Genomic DNA, 18323 nt, shown 5'->3' with positions numbered 1-18323 from the left:
CCCACCCGAAATCACTCGGGCGACGGTTGCGGCTCCCAGACACCTGCGACGGTCCCCTCGCGAACGTGTCGCTCGTATGCCGAAACCTTGTCGTGGATGACGGTCAGGTTGTCCTGCAGCGCAGAGATCCTGGATCGAATCAACTCCTCATGCGACTGCAAAAGTGAAAGCCGCTCCTTCTCGTTTCCTGGACCTGACCTGACGAGAGCGGCGAATTCGCGGATCGTGGCGATCGGCATACCCGAGTCTCGGAAGCGATTACACAGCTTCAACCAAGCGACATCGCTTTCGGAGTACACCCGACGCCCACCTGCCGAGCGCGCCACCTCGTGAACGAGCAATTCCTCACGTTCGAAGTATCGAAGGGAATCGATACTGATTCCGGTCTGGACAGCGACGTCACCGATTGACAGTTCGCGCATTGCCTGGCGACCTTTCCTTGACCTGGAGTGCACTCCAGATTTTACGGTCGCAGTCATGAATTCCATCCAGCGCAAAATCAACACCGGATACTCCCGAGTCTCCACTGCCGACGACGTACTTGCCGGACAAGATTTAACAGGCACTACGGTTTTGGTCACCGGCGGGTACTCCGGACTCGGATATGAGGTTTCGCAGTCACTTTCTTCGGTCGGCGCGCGAGTTGTAGTTCTTGCCCGCCGACCAGAACAGGCACGGACCGCGGTGGCCGACCTTCCGGGTATCGAAGTGCGAGCGTGCGACCTGTCGGACCCGAGCAGTGTCAGATCGTGTGCGCGAGAAATTCTCGAATCCCGGATCACTCCGGACATCATCATCTGCAATGCGGGGGTCATGGCCTGCCCGGAACTCCGTGTCGGCTCCGGCTGGGAATCACAATTCGCGATCAATCACCTCGGGCACTTTGTACTGGTGAACCTGCTTGTGCCAGCCATGCCCGCAAACGGCTCTCGCGTCGTAGCGGTCTCGTCGGCGGGACATTTTCTGTCGGGAGTGCGTTGGAATGACATACATTTCCGCAACGGTTACGACCGCTGGCTTGCGTACGGTCAAGCCAAGACTGCCAATGCTCTATTCGCTGTACAGCTGGCGAGCTCCGGTGCTTCACGCGGTGTCAGTGCGTTCTCCGTCCATCCCGGGAGCATCCTCACTCCCCTTCAACGTCACTTCTCTGCATCGGAGAAACACGATCTCGGATGGACGACGTCGAATGGCGACGCCGTGCCGGGGTTCAAGACTCCCTCCCAGGGCGCCGCTACAACGGTGTGGGCAGCGACGGCACCGATACTCGCCGATCACTCCGGCGCGTACCTCCAGGACTGCAACATCGCGGACGTCGCGCAGACCGATGACATGAGCGTCGGCGGAGTGAAACCTTGGGCTACCGATCCCGCCGACGCACGCAGATTGTGGGCACTGTCCGCTGAGATGACCGGAGTGGACGCGTTCGGTCGACGCTGACACCGAGCGAACGTACCTCCCGTCGCCTCAGATAGACCGAGAGGCACTTTCGCTCACAAAAGGTGTGCAGATGCAGAAATGCCCCCAACCGGACGGTCGGGGGCATTCTGCCGTTCAAGGCTTCAGGGACGCACTCAGACGTCCGCGTTGCCGGTCTTCCAGACGCTCCAGGGAATGTTCCAGTCACCGAGGCCGTCGGTGCCGGAGAGAGTGCCGCCGACGGTGTTCTTGACGACGACGATGTCCCCACGCTTGGTGTTGTCGTAGACCCACTTGGCGTTGGACGGGCTCAGGTTGAGGCAGCCGTGACTGGTGTTGGAGTAGCCCTGCTGCCCGACCGACCACGGCGCCGAGTGGAAGAAGATACCGCTGTAGGACATTCGGGTCGCCCAGTCGACGGGGGTCTTGTAACCCTGCGCCGAGGTGACCGGGACGCCGTACGTGGACGAGTCCATGATCATGTTCGCGAAGCGGTCACCGATGATGTAGACGCCGTTGTCGGTGGGAGTGCTGTCCTTGCCCATGGAGGTGGGCATGGTCATGACGGTCTCACCGTTGACCTGGAAAGTGACCTGCTTGGTGTTGTCGTCCGCCGTGGCGATGACGGCATCACCGATGGTGAAGGAACTCTTCGCGTCTTCCTGCCCGAAGACTCCCTTGCCGAGATTGCGCCCGTACACGTCGACGCTCACGTCGACCTTGGTGCCCGGTGCCCAGTAGTTCTCCGGACGCCAACGGACCTCACGATTGTTGACCCAGTAGAACGCACCTTCGACGGCCGGAGTCGTGGTGACGGTGATCGCGGCTTCGGCAGCCTTGCGATCTGGGATGTTCTCGTCGAACTGCACCGCGATGGGCTGACCGATGCCGACCACGTCACCCTCGTTGGGCAAGACGTACGGCTTGGTGACGTTGCCGGGTGCGCTCGTGGTGAAGGACGTGACCGTCGTACTGGCGCCACCCAATCCGAATGCGCGGGCCTCGATTTTGTACTTGCGGTTGTAGCCGAGTGGCTCGGTGGTGGTCCACGACGCACCGTCGGCAGCAATCGCGCCGGCAACTGCCTTGCCGTCCTGATTGACCATCGTCACGTCGGACAGAGCGCCGTCAGCGACGTTGATCTTGACCGGGTCGCCCGGCGAGAAGCCGACAGCGCCGTCGGCAGCGGTCGAGGTGAGTTTCGGCTTGATGAGTTCGGTGAGCGGATTGGAATCGATCGGCGCCGACCCTTCGGTACTGACGTCCTTGCCGCCCGACGTGCACGCGGTCATCAGAACGAGAGCACCGAGAGACGCCGCGATCATCGCCGCGCCCTTCGACGCTCGACCGTTCCCCCCGCGCACGGACAGACCCCACCTTTGACGACTCATCGTTCGACTCCGCTTCACAATTTCTCCGACTAACTTCCGCGTCACATGCGAATCCCACTTACCGGAAGGCAAGTGGGACTTGCGGTATGACTGCGCTGCCCCAATGATGCCAGGCGCGCTCGTTACCAACGGTCATGAAAGGCCACGCCGTCAGTAACGTTCAAGTATCAATCGCTCCGAACCGTCCGTTTTGTTACCGCTTTCAGCGGATTTCCTCCGATCGGACTACAGCGGTGACGCCTCCACCTGGCGATTTGCTCCCGAACCGGCGATTCGGCTAATGTTCTGTCTCGCAAGAGCGAGCGCCTATAGCTCAGTTGGTAGAGCAAGTGACTCTTAATCACTGGGTCCGGGGTTCGAGTCCCTGTGGGCGCACTTGCAAAGGTCCCCACCTTCTTCGGAAGGTGGGGATTTTTCTTTGTGTCGTGGTGAACAGGTTGTGGTGAATAGACTTCACAGTTATCGGAACCACGGCCTGGAGGATTGATGACCGAGCGCGAAACCACACCGGGCAGTGAGCTGGCATTTGCCGGGGTTGCGGGTCAGGCCGCTCTGATCCGGTCCGGAGAAATATCGGCCCGCGAGCTCACCGAGAACACACTTCGCCGTATCGAACGCCTCGATTCGACGCTCAATGCTTTTGTGCGAGTTCTCGCAGACGAAGCGCTCGACGAAGCGACACGTCTCGATCAGCGCCAGGCCGACGGCCACAGCCTGGGCCCACTGCACGGAGTTCCGATCGCGATCAAAGACGAGAACGACGTCGCCGGAACGCCGACGACGTACGGCGGTGCGGCGGCAACCCGCATCGCCTCCGCTGACTCGGAGGTCGTCCGGCGGTTGCGCGACGCCGGCGCGGTGATCGTCGGCAAGACGACGATGCCCGAGTTCGGCATCTGGCCCTTCACGGAGACTGCTGCAAACGGCTACACCAGAAACCCTTGGGACACCGGCGTATCCACGGGCGGATCGAGCGGAGGATCTGCGTCGGCCGTCGCGTCAGGCATGGTCGCAGCGGCAATCGGCGGCGACGGCGGCGGTTCCATCCGACTGCCTTCGGCGTTCTGCGGGTTGTTCGGACTCAAACCGCAGCGCGGTCGGGTGAGCACCGCGCCGAACCGAAACCTCTGGCGCGGACTCGGCACACTAGGGCCTCTCACTCGTTCCGTCGAGGACAGCGCGCTCGTGTACGACGTGATAACCGGTACCACCGGGATCGACGACTACACAGCCGAAACGCTCCGCACCAGCTTTGCCGAGTCAGCCGCGTCGGCGCCCGGGCCGCTTCGCATTGCAGTGTCCACCCGGAGTCCGGTCCGGGGCGTCCGCCCGTCCCCGGAGGTCGTTGCCGCGGTGCATTCGATCGCAGAGATGTTGAGCGCGTTGGGACATCACGTCGAAGAGCACGATCCCGAGTACCCGGACGCAACTGCAGCATTTCTCCCCCAGGTGCTCGGCGGCGTCCGCGACGAAGCACTGCGCGTCGATCATCCGGCGCTCCTCGAAAAGCGCACGCGCGCACTCGCGTCCATCGGCCGGATAGCCGCTCCCGCGCGCGTCGGGAAATTCGCTTACCGCAAAGGTGAGCGAATCGCAGCGACGGTCAACCAGGTCTTCGACACCTTCGACCTGGTCCTGATGCCGACCACGCCCGCGCTGCCACGCCCGGTCGGACAACTCGAAGGAACCGGCCTTCTGTCAGCAGTCCGCAAGGCGTTGCCGATCGCCGCCTACTGTTCGATCTGGAATGTCTGCGGCAACCCGGCGGCCGCTGTGCCCGCCGGGTTCTCCGAACGCGGACTCCCCCTGAGCGTCCAACTGGTCGGGCGCAGCGGTGGTGAACCGACGATTCTCGCCGTCGCACAGCAGTTGGAAAGCACCGTCCGCTGGCCGGATTCGCACCCTCCACACTCGTGAATTCCGGAAGCGATGTAACCATCGTCACCACGATGAACACGCGTTTTGCAAACTCCTGAGCCTGTCGGCTAATGTTCTGTCTCGCAAGAGCGAGCGCCTATAGCTCAGTTGGTAGAGCAAGTGACTCTTAATCACTGGGTCCGGGGTTCGAGTCCCTGTGGGCGCACTTGCAAGAAGGCCCCCACCTCACCAGGTGGGGGCCTTCTTCATGTTCTGTCTTCGACAACTCGGGTCAGCGAATGATCTTCCGGACCACGAGTAGTCCCACCACTGAACCGACTGCGATCAGCGCGTACTTCACTGTCGGCTCGTTGAGCTTGGCGAGCACCGTCTTCTTGGTGTTCTCGACCAGCCGCTTCGGGTTGGTGCGGACCGTCAGTTCGTCGAGTGTGCTCGCGAGCTGGTTACGCGCCTTCTCGATCTCGCGTTCGATGCTCTCGGTGTCCCTGGGCACGTGTCCTCCAACTTGTCTGTGTTCTGCTGCTCTGTGTGCGGGTCTGCTGTGCGGACGCAGCGCGCCGACACTTCGCTCTACCGTAGAGGAGCAGAATGCCCTCGCGCCCACCTGCCGCGCAATTTCTCGACTAACCTCGATTCCCGTGACCGAGAACAGTAGATTGTCCGCCGGCGACGTCGCGCCGGATTTCACGCTCCCAGACGCCGATGGCAACGAGGTTTCCCTTCACGATTACCGCGGCCGCAAGGTCATCGTGTACTTCTACCCGGCGGCCAGCACCCCGGGGTGCACCAAGCAGGCCTGCGACTTCCGTGACAGCCTCGCCGAGCTGAACGGCGCCGGCCTCGAAGTCATCGGAATCTCGCCGGACAAGCCCGCAAAACTCGCGAAGTTCCGCGATACCGAAGAGTTGACCTTCCCGCTGCTCTCCGATCCCGAGAAGGCGACGCTCGAAGCCTGGGGCGCGTTCGGTGAGAAGAAGATGTACGGCAAGACCGTCCAGGGCGTCATCCGCTCGACGTTCCTCGTCGACGAGGAAGGCAAGATCGAGGTGGCCCAGTACAACGTCCGGGCCACCGGTCACGTCGCCAAGCTACGACGCGATCTGTCGGTCTAACTCCCGTACCGGCTCAAGAACAGAGCCTCCGCGAAAGCGAGATTCTCGATCTCCGACGGGTCGACGCTTTCGTCGGGCGCATGAATGCGGCATTGCGGTTCCTCGACGCCGATCAACGCGATCTCCGCGTCGGGGAACTGCTCGGCCAGTGCACTGCACAGCGGTATCGATCCCCCTTGGCCGGCAAATCCGACTTCGCGGCCGTAGGCATCGGTGAGCGCGGACTTCAGCTGCGCGAAACCTGCACCCTCCGTCGAGGACGAGAACGGCGATCCCGTCGATTCCGGAACGACCTCGATGTGGTCGCCCCACGGCGCCGCCGCGCGGAGGTGGTCCGTCAACAACTTCTGTGCCTGCGCCGGATCCGTGCCAGGCGGGACACGAAGATTCAGGCGCGCCGACGCGCGGGGCGTGATCGCCGCCGCCGAACCCACGACCGGCGGGCAGTCGATACCCAGGATGGTCAGCGCCGGACGAGCCCACACCTGCTCGGCGACCGAACCGGAACCAGTCAGCTGCACCCCTTCGAGCACCCCGGCGTCGGAGCGGAACTGATCGCCGTCATAACTGACACCCGCCCATTCCTGGTCGTTGGTCAAGCCTTCGACAGTGGTGTTTCCGGCGCTGTCGTGCAGCGTCGAGAGTATGTGCACCAGCGCGGTGATCGCATCGGGCGCCGGTCCACCGAAGACACCGGAGTGAATCTCACCCTCGAGCGTCGACACGTGGACCACAACGTTCGCGATCCCGCGCAATGACGTCGTGATCGTCGGCTCCCCGACTTCGGTGTTGCCGGTATCGGCGATCAGGATCATGTCGGCTGCAAAAAGTTCGGGCCGCTCTCGCACCAGATCCTCGAGACCGCCAGTGCCCATCTCCTCGGATCCTTCGGCGACGAGCGTCAGGTGGACGCTCGGGTCCACACCGGCTGCGGCGAGCGCTCGCAGAGCTGTCAGATGCATGACGACGTTGCCCTTGCAGTCGGAAGCGCCCCGTCCGTACCACCGTCCGTCGCGCTCGGTGAGCGTGAAAGGCGGGGAGCCCCAGAGCTCTTCGTTTCCGGGCGGCTGAACGTCGTAGTGGCAGTACAGCAGAACGGTCGGAGCACCGCCCGGGCCTGGTCGACGCCCGACAACCGCGGCCGAACCGTCGGAGGTCTCGATCGCCTCGATATCGGCGAAACCCTGAGCCCGGAATGCCTCCAGGACCCAATGCGCAGCGGCCGCGCATTCTTCCGGCGGGTACTGCCGTGCATCGGCAACGGACTTCATCGCCACAAGTGCACTCAGATCCTCACGGGCACGCGGCATGAGTTCACCTACCGCGGTTCGCAGTTCTTCCGTCATCGTCTCCCTCTCCTCGGCATCGAATCTCGGTGTGCCCGAAGAATCTCAGTCTGCCCGAATCGGACGTAGGCAGGCGCCAGGATCGCCGTTGCGCCACACCGCGCAGCAACCTCTTCGGCTACTGGACAGTTGGTCACCTAGTATCGAGGTGTGGCAACAGCATCGGGACTCGTGTGCGCGCACCTGCGCGGTGCGTTTCGACCGATCACGACCGCCGAAGTAGGTGGCCGATGACACCGGATAATGCACAAGTCCCAAATTCGACAGAAAACACCGATAGCCTGGAAGACGTGCAGCCCACGACTCGTCACCGCGCGCGGCGACGAGTCGACCCAGCACTGGAGAATCCCCAGAGCCTCGAAGAACCGCAGGAACTGCTGCCGCGCAAGCGTCCGACGCAAGAGCGCAGCCAGCGTAAATTCGACGCACTCCTGGCTGCGTCACGGGAACTCCTCACCGATGTCGGTTTCGAATCGTTCACCTGTGAAGAAGTCGCGGCACGTGCTGACGTCCCGATTGGGACGCTTTACCAGTTCTTCGCGAACAAGTACGTCATCGTGTGCGAATTGAACCGCCAGGACCTCGTCGGGGTCCAGCACGAGCTTGCTCAGTTCGGCGGCGAAGTACCCTCGCTCGACTGGTTGCGGTTCCTGAACAGTTTCGTCGATCACATGGCCGGGCTGTGGACGTCTGATCCGTCGCGCCGCGAGGTCTGGCTGGCGATGCAGTCGACGCCGTCCACGCGGGCAACCGGAGTCATTCACGAAAAGCAGTTCGCCGAGACCGTAGCGAAAATGCTCGGCCCGTTGACGCCTCGTACGCGGCGAGATCGTCGCCTGATGATGGCGGAAGTTCTTGTCCACGTGGTGTATTCGATGCTCAATTTCTCGGTTCAGGACGGTCAGTCGCATGCCGACGCCGTCGCCGAACTGAAAAGGTTGATGATCGCGTATCTCCTCGTCGCCGAGAAGGAATCCCGCACGAAGGACTAGTCGAACGACAAAGAGCCGGTCTCCCCTTGGGAGACCGGCTCTTTCGTGTCCGGCAGTGCTACTCCGGGTCGGATTCGATGACCGCGAAAGCGCCCGCCATGTCCCCGTCGTGCGTGAGCGAAATATGAATCTTCACTCCGGTCAGGTGTTTGGCCACGTCACCGCGAAGCCGGATGCCGGGGCGCCCCCAGGCGTCCGAGACGACCTCGATCTGATTGTGGATCATTTCCCCCAGCACCGGTGGGCCGGCGAAGAGAGCAGTGGACCATGCCTTGATCACTGCTTCCTTCGCAGCCCACCGGGCGGCGAAATGTCGTGCCGGTTCGGAGCTCCGGGTAGCGGCGTCTCGACGCTCGCCCGGTGTGAAGTTGTCGAGCATTGCCGTTCCCGGCCTGTTCAATTGCTCGGCGAACTCCGACACCGTCACGAGGTCGAAACCGATACCCAGAACTCCCATACCGTGACTACTACTTGCAGCCGGGCAGATTCGAGCGGTACACCTGGTCTGCGCCGAGTCGTGCGTCCTCGCTCAGCAGCATGTCCGCTTCGAGCTGACGCGACGCCTTGGCCGGCGTTCCGTCGGCACCGAGGCGACGATCCGCCGGGCGCTCGTAGAGGCTGTCGCCACCGCACATCGCCTTCCCGAGGCGACGCTGACCGTCGATCGTCCGCTGCTGGGCCGCAGCAACATAGGCGTCACGCTTGTCGGCCGGAACCGACTCGACGAATGCCTGCGGGTGCACGACTGCGATCAGGCCGGAGACGTGACCGAAGCCGAGGCTGGTCAGCAGGCCGGCACGCAGCGGAAGCTGATCACCGAACTTGAGCGGCTGACGTGCCCACACGAGGTGCTCGAACTCGGCCATCTTGTCGTCGACGCAGTCGAGGCTGCGGTTCGGCGGGACGATGCCCTGGCTCAGTACCTGGCAGAGCCCGATCAGCTGGAAGGCTGCGGCACCACCCTTGGCGTGACCGGTCAGGCTCTTCTGCGAGACCACGAACATGGGCGCACCTTCACTGCGTCCCAATGCCCCGGCGAGGCGCTCGTGCAGCTCTGCCTCGTTGGGATCGTTGGCGGCAGTGGAGGTGTCGTGCTTGGAGATCACGGCGATGTCGTCGGCGCTCACGCCGAGTGCGTTGAGCGAGAGTGCGAGCTGCGAATCCGCTCCCCCACGTCCGGCGCCCAGTGCTCCGAGTCCCGGTGCCGGGATCGAGGTGTGGACACCGTCGGCGAACGATCCGGCCCAGGCGACCACACCGAGGACGGGAAGGCCCATCTCGAGTGCCAGGTCACCGCGAGCGAGGAGAATCGTTCCGCCACCGGCCGACTCGACGAATCCGCCGCGGCGACGATCGTTGGCCCGCGAGAAGCGGCGATCCTCGATGCCCTTGGCATGCATGTCCTCGGTCTTGGCAGTGGCCGACATGTCGCCGAAGCCGATGATGCCTTCCGTGCTCAGATCGTCGAACCCGCCGGCAACAACCAACTGCGCCTTGCCGAGTCGGATCTTGTCGACGCCTTCTTCGACGGATACCGCTGCCGTGGCGCAGGCGGCGACGGGGTGAACCATCGCGCCGTAACCGCCGACGTACGACTGAACGACGTGCGCCGCAATGACGTTCGGCAGCGCTTCCTGCAGGATGTCGTTCGGACGGTTCTCGCCGAGCAGCGTGTCGATGTACAGGCTCCTCATGGAGGTCATGCCGCCCATGCCGGTGCCCTGCGTGTTGGCGACCAGGCTCGGGTGTACCCAGCGGAGCAGTTCGCTCGGAGTGAAGCCGCCGGTGAGGAAGGCGTCCACCGTTGCGACGATGTTCCAGAGGCCGACGCGGTCGACCGAATCTGCCATGTCGGCGGGGATGCCCCACTTGGTGACGTCGAAGTTGGTCGGAATCTGACCGCCCACACTACGAGTCAGCTTCATCTTGCGCGGGACGCGGATCTCGGTGCCTGCGCGGCGGGTGACCGTCCAGTCGCCGGACTCGGCGGAAACCGTCGCCGTCGTGTTCTCCGGATCGGATTCGACGAAGGCCTGAGCCTCTGCCTCACTGCCGACCACGAAGCTCAGATCCTTGTCCAGGAACACGGAGGTGAGCAGCGGAGCGGTGTTGTCGATCATCGCGCCCTCGTCGACGTAACGACGGATGCCGCAACGCTCGACGACTGCGTCGTGGTACTTGTCGGCGATTTCCGCCTCGGGTACCAGGTCACCGGATTCGACGTCGTACCAGCCCGGCCTGGGGTCGTTCTCCCAGACGATGAGTCCGGTGTTCCACGCCAATTCGAGAACGCCTGCGGCAGAGAGCTGCTCGTCGACCTCCATCTCGAAGCGGGTACGCGAGGAACCGTAGGGTCCGAGCTCTCCGGCACCCACGATGACCACGAGGTCCGCGGGGGTGACGTCCAGTTCGGGCCAGCTCGGAGCCTTGACCGAGTCGTCGATGCGAGCCGGCGCGGGCAGCGCCAGGATGCTGGACTCGTCCACTGCTTCGTCGACAGCCTCGGCGATCTCGGCCACCTCGGCAGCTTCCTTGGCCAGTGCGGCGAGGTCGAGGTTCGCCTCGGCGAGCCCACCGGTCAGGTCGACCTCGAGCGGAGCCTCGGCAGCAGCGCGCCGCGACTCGCGGGTTGCCGTCTTCAGCAGTTCGGTCGCCATCTCCTGGGTGGACCAGGTGCGGACGCCCGCAGCTTCGACTGCGTCGACGATGGGATCGTTGTGACCCATGAGTCCGGTTCCGCGAACCCAACCGATGACCGCATGTGCCAACGTGACCCGCTCGGCCCAGTTGCGCTCGGCCTTCCAGCGATTGACCACGGCGATCAGCGAAGCCTTGGCCTCACCGTATGCACCGTCGCCGCCGAACGTTCCGCGGTTCGGCGAACCGGGCAGCACTACGTGCAGGTGCGTGTCGACATCGCTGTCGTAACCGATCTTCGACAGACCGCCGATGAGGCGCTCCACCGACCAGAGCAGCACGCGCATTTCCATTTCGGCGCGAGCGCCGGCGTCGGAGAGTTCGCCGCCGACACGGGGAGCTGCGAAGGGGAAGAGCATCGTCGGCGTCATGGCCGGCTTGATGAGCTTCTTTGCGCCGCCTGCGTTCTCGGTGGCCTCGTTGCCGATCCAGTCGATCAGTGCGTCGACGTCGGTGTACGACGCCATGTTCGCGGGAACCACCCAGAGGGCGGCACCGGCGCGAGCATTCTCGCGGTACAGGTCGCGGTAGAAGCCGAGACGCTGACCGTCGAGTCGCGAGGTGGTCACGAATACCGTTGCGCCACCGGCAAGGAGCTTGCCCGTGACCGCTGCCGCGATGGAACCCTTGCTGGCGCCCGTCACTACTGCGACCTCGCCTGCCCACTCGGGTGCGTCGGATTCTGCCGCAGCAGCCGCATCAGCGATGCGGGTGTAGACCTCGGCGAGTGCGGTGCGGCCTTCGTCGGTTGCACGGGTGGCCCACCACTTCGCCTGTGCGGCGACGGTGTAGCCGGCACCGATGAAGTTCTCGACCGACAACGCGGTGTCACCGAGCCAAATGCGAGCGAGATCCTCACGCGCACTTGCCCAGCGGTCGTCGAGCAGAACGGCCTTCTGCGCGTCGAATGCCGGAGCAACCAGACGCGGCCAGTCGGAGCCGAGTTCAGCCGAGACCAGGTCGACCAGTTCGGTGTCCTCGACCGTCGCGACTGCCGTTTCTTCGTTCAGTCCGAGCTGCTCGAGTACCAGGCGTGCGGCCGAGGCCAGAACGCCGTTGCGACCGGTGATGTTCTCGGTGAACTCACCCAGAGCAGCTGCGTCGACAGTTCCGCCGCTTCCGCCGCCGGTAGCGGGCAACGAGACGCTGACTCCACGAGCAGACCCGACCGAGGCAACTGCGCTGTCGATGACTGCGTCCACTGCTGCCGCGTCGGCCAGTGCGCCGGAGCTCAGGCCACCGAGGTCGCCGCCGCGGATGCTGGCGCCGTCACGGGTACCGAGAGCCACTGCTGCGGTGACGTGGTGTGCCCAGCCGTCGCCCAGTTCCCAGACCTTCTTGACGCGGTCGGCGATGTAGCCGGGACGCTTGCCCGAGGGGCCGAAGACCTTACGCAGGTGATCGTTGATCGAATCGGAGAGCACCGGTCCGAACGGCTTGTACGTACGGGCGAGCTTGTCGACGGTTGCCCCCAGGGAGCCCATGTCGGCGTCTGCGGCCCCGTCGATGGCACCGAGGGAGAGCTCGGAGCCGAGGTCGACCAGAAGCTGGTTGCGACGCGAGGAAACGCCGTCGCACAGTGCCTCGATCGTGTCCGCGGGGCCGACCTGATCGGGACGGAGCTTGGTCCACAGGCTGATCAGGACCTTCGTGGCGTCGGGCGCCTTGAAGGTGAGGTCGTCCGGACGCGGTCCACCCGAAGGTGCAGCCGGCGCGGCAGCGGCAACCGGAGCAGCGGCCGCGGCGGCCGGAGCAGCCTGCGCGGCAGGCGCTTCGATCTCGTCGTCGTCATCGACAGCGGGGTCGACGTCGGTGCCGTAGACGATCGCGGCTTCGCGCTCGACGTTGAGAACCTCGACCGGGTAGCCGAAGCGGCCCGGCAGCTTGAGGGTCTGCGACGCGAGGTTTGCAACGGTCGGGGCAGCGCCGAGACCGATCTCGACGAAGCGTTCGACCCCGAGTCCACCTTCGGACTCGTCACCGAAGAGCAGGTCCTGCGTCTCGATCCAACGGACCGGGCTGGCGAACTGCCAAGCCAGCAGCTCGATCAGGATGATGCGGGACAACTCGTGAGTGCGCGTTGCGTAGCTGTCGAAGTCTGCGAGGACTTCCTGCAGCGGCTCGGACGGCACCAGGTCGGCGATTTCCTGAACGAAGTCACGACGCAGCGAGAACGGCTTCGGAACCAGGTTCGGGATGTAGCGGCCGATCAGGATGTCCGGATCGATGTCGTGCGGGAGCAAGTCCTGCAGGCACACGCGGAAGTCCGCCACGCCACCGCGAAGGACGGTGGAGTGGAACGGCACGTCGATGCCGGGAACCTGGATGTATGCCCGCTTGCCACCGAATTCTGCTCGGCGACGATCGATTTCGACCTCGAGTGCGTCGAGACCGGCTACCGAACCGGCAATGGCGTACTGGCTGCCGCGCAGGTTCAGGTTGACGATTTCGAGGAACTCACCGGAGGTCTCGGCGACACCGGCGACGAAGCCCTGCACGTCGTCGTCGGAAACACCGATCTGCGACGGGCGAATAGCGGCCATGCGGTAGTCGGAGCGTCCGGCTTCGTCACGGGGAACGAGCTGGTGCATGGCGGAGCCACGCTGGAAGACGACCTCGAGAAGTGCTTCGAGCGGGAAAACCTCGGCGACAGCGGCGAGTGCGTTGTACTCACCGACCGAGTGACCGGCCAGAAGGGAATCCTCGATGAAGGTTCCGGATTCGCGCAGCTCGGCAACCTGGGCAACACCGAGAACGGCCATGGCCACCTGGGTGAACTGAGTCAGGTGCAAGACACCGTCGGGATGCCTGTGCTCGACACCACGGGCCTTGACGGTCACCGGGTTGTCGCGCACGACAGCGAGAATCGAGAATCCGAGTGCCTTACGAGTGTGCTTGTCCGCGCGCTCCCAGACGTCGCGGGCGGCCTTGGAGCGTGCGCGAGCGTCGAGGCCCATGCCCGGGCGCTGAATGCCCTGGCCGGGGAAGGCGTAGACGGTCTTCGGCGCGGCGGTGCGGCCGGTGGCGACCATGACCAGTTCACCGTCGATGCGGCAGCCGACCTCGACGATTTCCGCGCCCTGGTCGATACCGACACGATCGACACGGACGTCGATCTCGGCGCCGGGTCGAACCATCCCGAGGAAGCGAGCTGTCCAGGCGGTCAGGCGGCGCGGCGGGACGCGGGTCTCGGCCGGGTCGACTGCGGTGACTACCTGCTGCGCTGCGGCGGAGAGCCACATGCCGTGCACGATCGGCGTTCCGAGGCCGGCCAGCAGAGCGGCGTTGTCGGAGGTGTGAATCGGGTTGTGGTCACCGGAAACCTGAGCGAACGCGCCCATGCTGACCGGAGCGAGGATCTTCGCGTCACGGCGACGACGACGCGAGGTGTCGACAGCCGCATCGCTGATCGATCCACCGGCGCGAGCCGGGTCGGCGAGTTCGCCTGCACCGGTGCGTCCGCGGATCGCGAAACGCTCGGTCATGGTGACGACTGCGGGGGCGTCGAGGCCCTCGCCGAGCATGGCACCGACCTCGACCTTGACCTCGACGACACGACCGAGGTCGGTGTCGAGAACCGAGGCGACCTCGGCATTGACCACGAGAATGCTTGTCTCGGAGGGAAGTTCACCGACGAAGTCGACGGTGTGGTCGAGGTGGACCAGGTCGAGCATGCCTTCGATAACGGAAAGACTGTCGAGCTTGGCTGCGCCGAGGACTGCGAACACTGCAGGCCAGCATGCTCCGACGACGACGTCCGGAACAGCCTTGCCGCTGACACTGAGCGTGGCGGGCAGACCCGAACCGGTGACACCGGCGTGATCGGCGATGCGATCGGGAACCCACGCGACGTTGAGGCGAGCCTTGCCGTTCTTGACTGTCGGAAGTTCCTGTCCGGCAGCAACTGCCAGGAGCGCGGACATCGCACCTTCGGCATCGGCTTCGGTGACAACCGGAGCGCCGCCGTCGACGACGGACTCGGGGATCGTGATCGTGATGTCGACCGACTTGCCTGCCACCAACGGAACCGAAAGCAGCACGTGCGAGGAATCGACGACGGTCAGACTGGAACCGGTGGTGCCGTGAACTGCCTTGTCGGCAGACTCTGCACTCCACTCGTCGAGGTCGCCGAGACGACGGACGGGGTTCTGGGTCAGGCGGCCGGCCCACTGGAGGTCAGGAGCCGAGAGAACGGCGTCGAGAAGTCCGGGTGCGGAATCCTGGTGGCGACGGCTCGCGAGTGCAACCGGAGTGGTTCCGGCAGCAACCAATTCGTCGTAGGTCGCCTTCTCGAAGCGATCGAGCAGGTCACCGACCGGCTCGTCGACACGGGTGATGCCGGCGACGGCAACGGTGCCGGGGATGACGCAAACCTGATCGGCGGTGTAGCGGGGGTCGTGTGCCTGCCACAGGGAGTCGCTGCGCCACCAACGACGCACGTCACCGTCGACGACGGGAACGAAGTTGACCGGCTTGCCCGGCGTCTTGCACAACGAGATGAAGAACGAGACGTCTGCGGGATGCAGAACGGTGGTCGAGTAGTCCGGGTACGACGCCTGCAGTGCGCAGATTGCAGCCTCGGGGCGCTCGAGGGTCTCGGCGTCAGCGAACAGCGTGGGGATCGGGCCGCGGTCGACCGGGTGCAGACGCGCCTCGGTGCGCTGGAGCATCTCGCCGAAGCGAGCACGCCAGGTGATGTCGAGCCACGGGCTCGACGTCGCCTCGACGATGGCGTCCTGAAGATCGGCGCCGCAGTCGAATTCCTTCGCCGCGTCGATGCCGACGGTCAGCTCGAGGTAGCGGCGCAGCCACTGTGCGTACGTCATGGTCTCGACGTCGCCGAAGTACGGCTTGGCGGTGACGTCGAGGGCGGCGATGATCTCGTCGCGGCGCTCGGCCACTGCCTCGGAATCGCCGGCAACCTCGTCGAGGAGGCGCCCGGTACGCGAAGCCGCGTTGTCGATCTCGTGGATGTCGGCACCGAGCTGGCTACGGCCGGAGGCCATTCCGCCTTCAGCGGTACCTGCACCGACCCAGTCCGGCGTACCGGGTGTGTCGACGAGGAGCTGCTTGACCTCGGGAGAGGTGGTGGCCTCGAGAGTCGCCATGGCTGCGGTGCCGACCAGGATGCCGTCGACGGGCATGGCCGGGAAACCGGCTGCGGCGGACCAGCGACCGGTCAGGTAATCGGCTGCGCGCTCGGGTGTTCCGATGCCGCCACCGACGCAGATGACCAGGTTCGGGCGTGTACGCAGCTCGGCGTACGTGTCGAGGAGCAGGTCGTCGAGGTCTTCCCACGAGTGGTGTCCGCCGGCGCGGCCGCCTTCGATGTGGACGATGACCGGGAAGTTCGGAACCTCGTTGGCGATGCGGATCACGGAGCGGATCTGCGCCACGGTGCCGGGCTTGAATGCAATGTTGGTGATGCCGATCTCGGACAACTCGTCGATGAGAGCAACAGCCTCTTCGAGTTCCGGGATACCGGCGGTGACGATGACGCCGTCGATGGGAGCACCGGCGGTACGGGCACGCTGCACGAGGCGCTTGCCACCGAGTTGCAGCTTCCACAGGTACGGGTCGAGGAACAGGGAGTTGAACTGGACCGCGCGGCCCGGCTCGAGCAGCATCTTCAGCTCTGCGACACGGTCTTCGAAGATTTCTTCGGTGACCTGCCCGCCACCGGCAAGCTCGGCCCAGTGACCGGCATTGGCTGCCGCGGCAACGATCTTGGCGTCGACCGTCGTCGGCGTCATACCTGCTAGCAGGATGGGTGAACGACCGGTCAGCTTCGTGAACGCGGTCTCGACGCCGATACGGCCGCCGGGAAGCGCAACGGGCTTCGGCGCGAACTCGGACCACGAACGTGAGACCTCAGGTGCTGCACCGGGGGTGAGCAGATTGCGGTGTCCGCCGCGGGTGGCTGCGGCAATGATGCCGATGCCCTGTCCACGCAGCGAAGAGGACGTCATACGGGTCAGCTGATCGCTGGGTCCGAGATCGAGAATCCACTTGGCGCCGGCGGAGATTGCGCCGTCGACAGCCTCGACCCAGTCGACCGGATCGACGAGGACACCCTGCGCAAGTTCGCGCGCACGGTCCGCGTCGAGACCGCAACGGGTCGCCCAGCTGCCGACGAGTTCGACGGCCTCGGTCAATGCGGGGTGATGGAAGCCGATTTCGGTGTCGAGCGGATCGAAGGACGGCGCGAAGACGGAACCGCCACGCTTCTTACCCTCACGCTCGCGGGCTTCCTCGGCTTCGATCTGTTCACAACGCTCTTGCACGCGTGCCAGCTGAGCGGGCGGCCCGGCGAGAACGACGCGGCGACGGCCGTTGCGGATGGCGAGGACAGCCGCGCGCTCAGGCGCCACACCCTCGGCAAGCTCGGCGACGATGGCGGCGAGACGCTCGGGATCGACGCCCGAGACCGCAACCATCGGCTTCGCGGAGGCGCCGGCGATGACGCCGCGGCGACGGCCGACCAAGCTGGCAGCAGCACCGACGAGCTGTGCGACGGCGAGGAGTTCACCGTCGTCATTGCCCTGCGCGGCTACGGCAGCCGTGGCCAGAAGGCCCTGCGAGTGGCCGATGACGGCAGCCGGCGGGTTACCGGCTACATCCAGACCCTGAGCGGAGAGTGCACGCAACGCCGCAAGCTGCGTGAGGAAGACGCCGGGGAGTGACACCGGAGCTGCGGTGAGCGCGGCAGCGGAAGGCCCGGCCGACTTCTCACCTTCTTCTTCGTCGACGATCTCGGCTTCGAGCATCCACGCGATCGGATCGAATCCGACCGGGCGAACCACGAGGAGATCCTGTGCGACGGGCGCGAGGCGTGCGGCTGCGTCATTGACCAGATCGGTCAGAACGGGCTCCAGGCCGTTGTCACGGCTGAGCTCCTCGAGCGAGGTGAGCCAGGGAGCGCCCTGTCCACCGAAAGCGATTGCGTAGGAAACGCCGTTGTTCAGCGAATCGACGAGGGCACCTTTGCTGGTCGTGCGGGACTGTCCCCCATCGACGCCGAAACGGCGTCCACCCTTCGAGTCGCGTCCGTTTCCTGTAGGTGTCGTGTCATCGATCGTCACGCGTACGTCCTCTCCTGGTCACCTCTGCGGCGAGGTGGGATTTGCGGTGTGCTGCCCGGCTGAAGTGCTCGCGAATTCGTCGAGAGAATCGACGGAGTCAGGGCGTTCGTGCAAGACAAGGTTTACACAGAATCATGAGGATTTCCTCACGTTTGTCGGCACTCTGGAAATCTGGACTTTCGGGGCCGTGATCTTCCTCACGAGACTTCGAGAAAGTGACTCGCGAGTAGGTCGCGAACGCCCTGCCTGGGACTGTTACCGGGATTTTCAGAAACCTGAGGAACCCCTCATATTTATTGTTACCAATTCGTGACCTCCTTGACGGACGGTCGATCCCGTGCGTTCCGGGCCACAATCTGTCGGACTCCCTCGCTACGTTCAGCGCGTCCACACCGGACAACTTCTC

At 64.5% G+C, this 18323-nt stretch carries 10 protein-coding genes and 2 tRNA genes; 6 read left to right on the top strand and 6 right to left on the bottom strand.

Annotated elements, in window-relative coordinates; genetic code table 11:
* Positions 1 to 11: 11 nt before the first annotated feature.
* Complete coding sequence (locus GN300_RS26650) at positions 12 to 422, bottom strand: MerR family transcriptional regulator (protein ID WP_003945340.1); 411 nt, start codon at positions 420 to 422, stop codon at positions 12 to 14.
* Positions 423 to 477: 55 nt separating this feature from the next.
* On the opposite strand from GN300_RS26650, the gene GN300_RS26645 reads away from it, so the two are divergent.
* Positions 478 to 1440 (top strand): oxidoreductase, encoded by a 963-nt coding sequence (locus GN300_RS26645; protein WP_063316252.1) that lies wholly within the window; start codon positions 478 to 480, stop codon positions 1438 to 1440.
* A 134-nt stretch (positions 1441 to 1574) separates the two neighbouring features.
* Here GN300_RS26645 and GN300_RS26640 read toward each other — a convergent pair whose 3' ends face one another.
* A complete protein-coding gene (locus GN300_RS26640; RefSeq protein WP_374229205.1) occupies positions 1575 to 2744 on the bottom strand; it encodes an Ig-like domain-containing protein in 1170 nt (389 codons plus the stop codon).
* Positions 2745 to 3112: 368 nt separating this feature from the next.
* Between GN300_RS26640 and GN300_RS26635 the strand changes: the two genes are divergently transcribed.
* The 3 genes from GN300_RS26635 to GN300_RS26625 all read left to right on the top strand — a co-directional run bounded on the left by GN300_RS26635 (position 3113) and on the right by GN300_RS26625 (position 4893).
* Positions 3113 to 3185 (top strand) — tRNA-Lys (locus GN300_RS26635).
* A 111-nt stretch (positions 3186 to 3296) separates the two neighbouring features.
* Entirely contained in the window at positions 3297 to 4727 is a 1431-nt protein-coding gene (locus GN300_RS26630; RefSeq protein ID WP_063316254.1) for an amidase, read from the top strand.
* A gap of 93 nt (positions 4728 to 4820) precedes the next feature.
* Positions 4821 to 4893 (top strand) — tRNA-Lys (locus GN300_RS26625).
* A 66-nt stretch (positions 4894 to 4959) separates the two neighbouring features.
* Here the strand turns inward: GN300_RS26625 and GN300_RS26620 are convergent.
* Positions 4960 to 5181, bottom strand: coding sequence for a DUF3618 domain-containing protein (locus GN300_RS26620; protein WP_063316255.1), 222 nt, complete (start codon positions 5179 to 5181; stop codon positions 4960 to 4962).
* A 145-nt stretch (positions 5182 to 5326) separates the two neighbouring features.
* Here GN300_RS26620 and bcp point away from each other — a divergent pair, with 145 nt between their 5' ends.
* The gene (bcp, locus tag GN300_RS26615) at positions 5327 to 5800 is read left to right on the top strand and encodes a thioredoxin-dependent thiol peroxidase (RefSeq protein WP_007733290.1); all 474 of its coding nucleotides are present in this window, start codon (positions 5327 to 5329) and stop codon (positions 5798 to 5800) included.
* Here the strand turns inward: bcp and GN300_RS26610 are convergent.
* Positions 5797 to 7146 (bottom strand): dipeptidase, encoded by a 1350-nt coding sequence (locus GN300_RS26610; protein ID WP_063316256.1) that lies wholly within the window; start codon positions 7144 to 7146, stop codon positions 5797 to 5799. The genes bcp and GN300_RS26610 overlap by 4 nt on opposite strands.
* A 290-nt stretch (positions 7147 to 7436) precedes the next feature.
* Between GN300_RS26610 and GN300_RS26605 the strand changes: the two genes are divergently transcribed.
* Positions 7437 to 8138: a TetR family transcriptional regulator gene (locus tag GN300_RS26605; RefSeq protein ID WP_003945379.1), complete on the top strand. Its 702-nt coding sequence runs from the start codon at positions 7437 to 7439 to the stop codon at positions 8136 to 8138.
* 58 nt (positions 8139 to 8196) lie between these two features.
* Here the strand turns inward: GN300_RS26605 and GN300_RS26600 are convergent, their stop codons facing one another.
* Entirely contained in the window at positions 8197 to 8595 is a 399-nt protein-coding gene (locus GN300_RS26600; protein ID WP_003945362.1) for a holo-ACP synthase, read from the bottom strand.
* Positions 8596 to 8605: 10 nt separating this feature from the next.
* Entirely contained in the window at positions 8606 to 17917 is a 9312-nt protein-coding gene (locus GN300_RS26595) for a type I polyketide synthase (protein ID WP_063316257.1), read from the bottom strand.
* Between the last annotated feature and the right edge of the window lie 406 nt (positions 17918 to 18323).

Origin of the sequence: Rhodococcus sp. Ni2 (genome assembly GCF_021352185.1) — a bacterium.
GTDB classification, from domain to species: domain Bacteria; phylum Actinomycetota; class Actinomycetes; order Mycobacteriales; family Mycobacteriaceae; genus Rhodococcus_F; species Rhodococcus_F qingshengii.
This window is presented reverse-complemented; position numbering and strand designations above follow the sequence as displayed.

Bases quoted from the DNA above. Each gene is read 5' to 3' on its own strand.
- GN300_RS26650 (WP_003945340.1), bottom strand. From the start codon at position 422: ATGCGCGAACTGTCAATCGGTGACGTCGCTGTCCAGACCGGAATCAGT.
- GN300_RS26645 (WP_063316252.1), top strand. From the start codon at position 478: ATGAATTCCATCCAGCGCAAAATCAACACCGGATACTCCCGAGTCTCC.
- GN300_RS26640 (WP_374229205.1), bottom strand. From the start codon at position 2,744: ATGATCGCGGCGTCTCTCGGTGCTCTCGTTCTGATGACCGCGTGCACG.
- GN300_RS26630 (WP_063316254.1), top strand. From the start codon at position 3,297: ATGACCGAGCGCGAAACCACACCGGGCAGTGAGCTGGCATTTGCCGGG.
- GN300_RS26610 (WP_063316256.1), bottom strand. From the start codon at position 7,146: ATGACGGAAGAACTGCGAACCGCGGTAGGTGAACTCATGCCGCGTGCC.
- GN300_RS26600 (WP_003945362.1), bottom strand. From the start codon at position 8,595: ATGGGAGTTCTGGGTATCGGTTTCGACCTCGTGACGGTGTCGGAGTTC.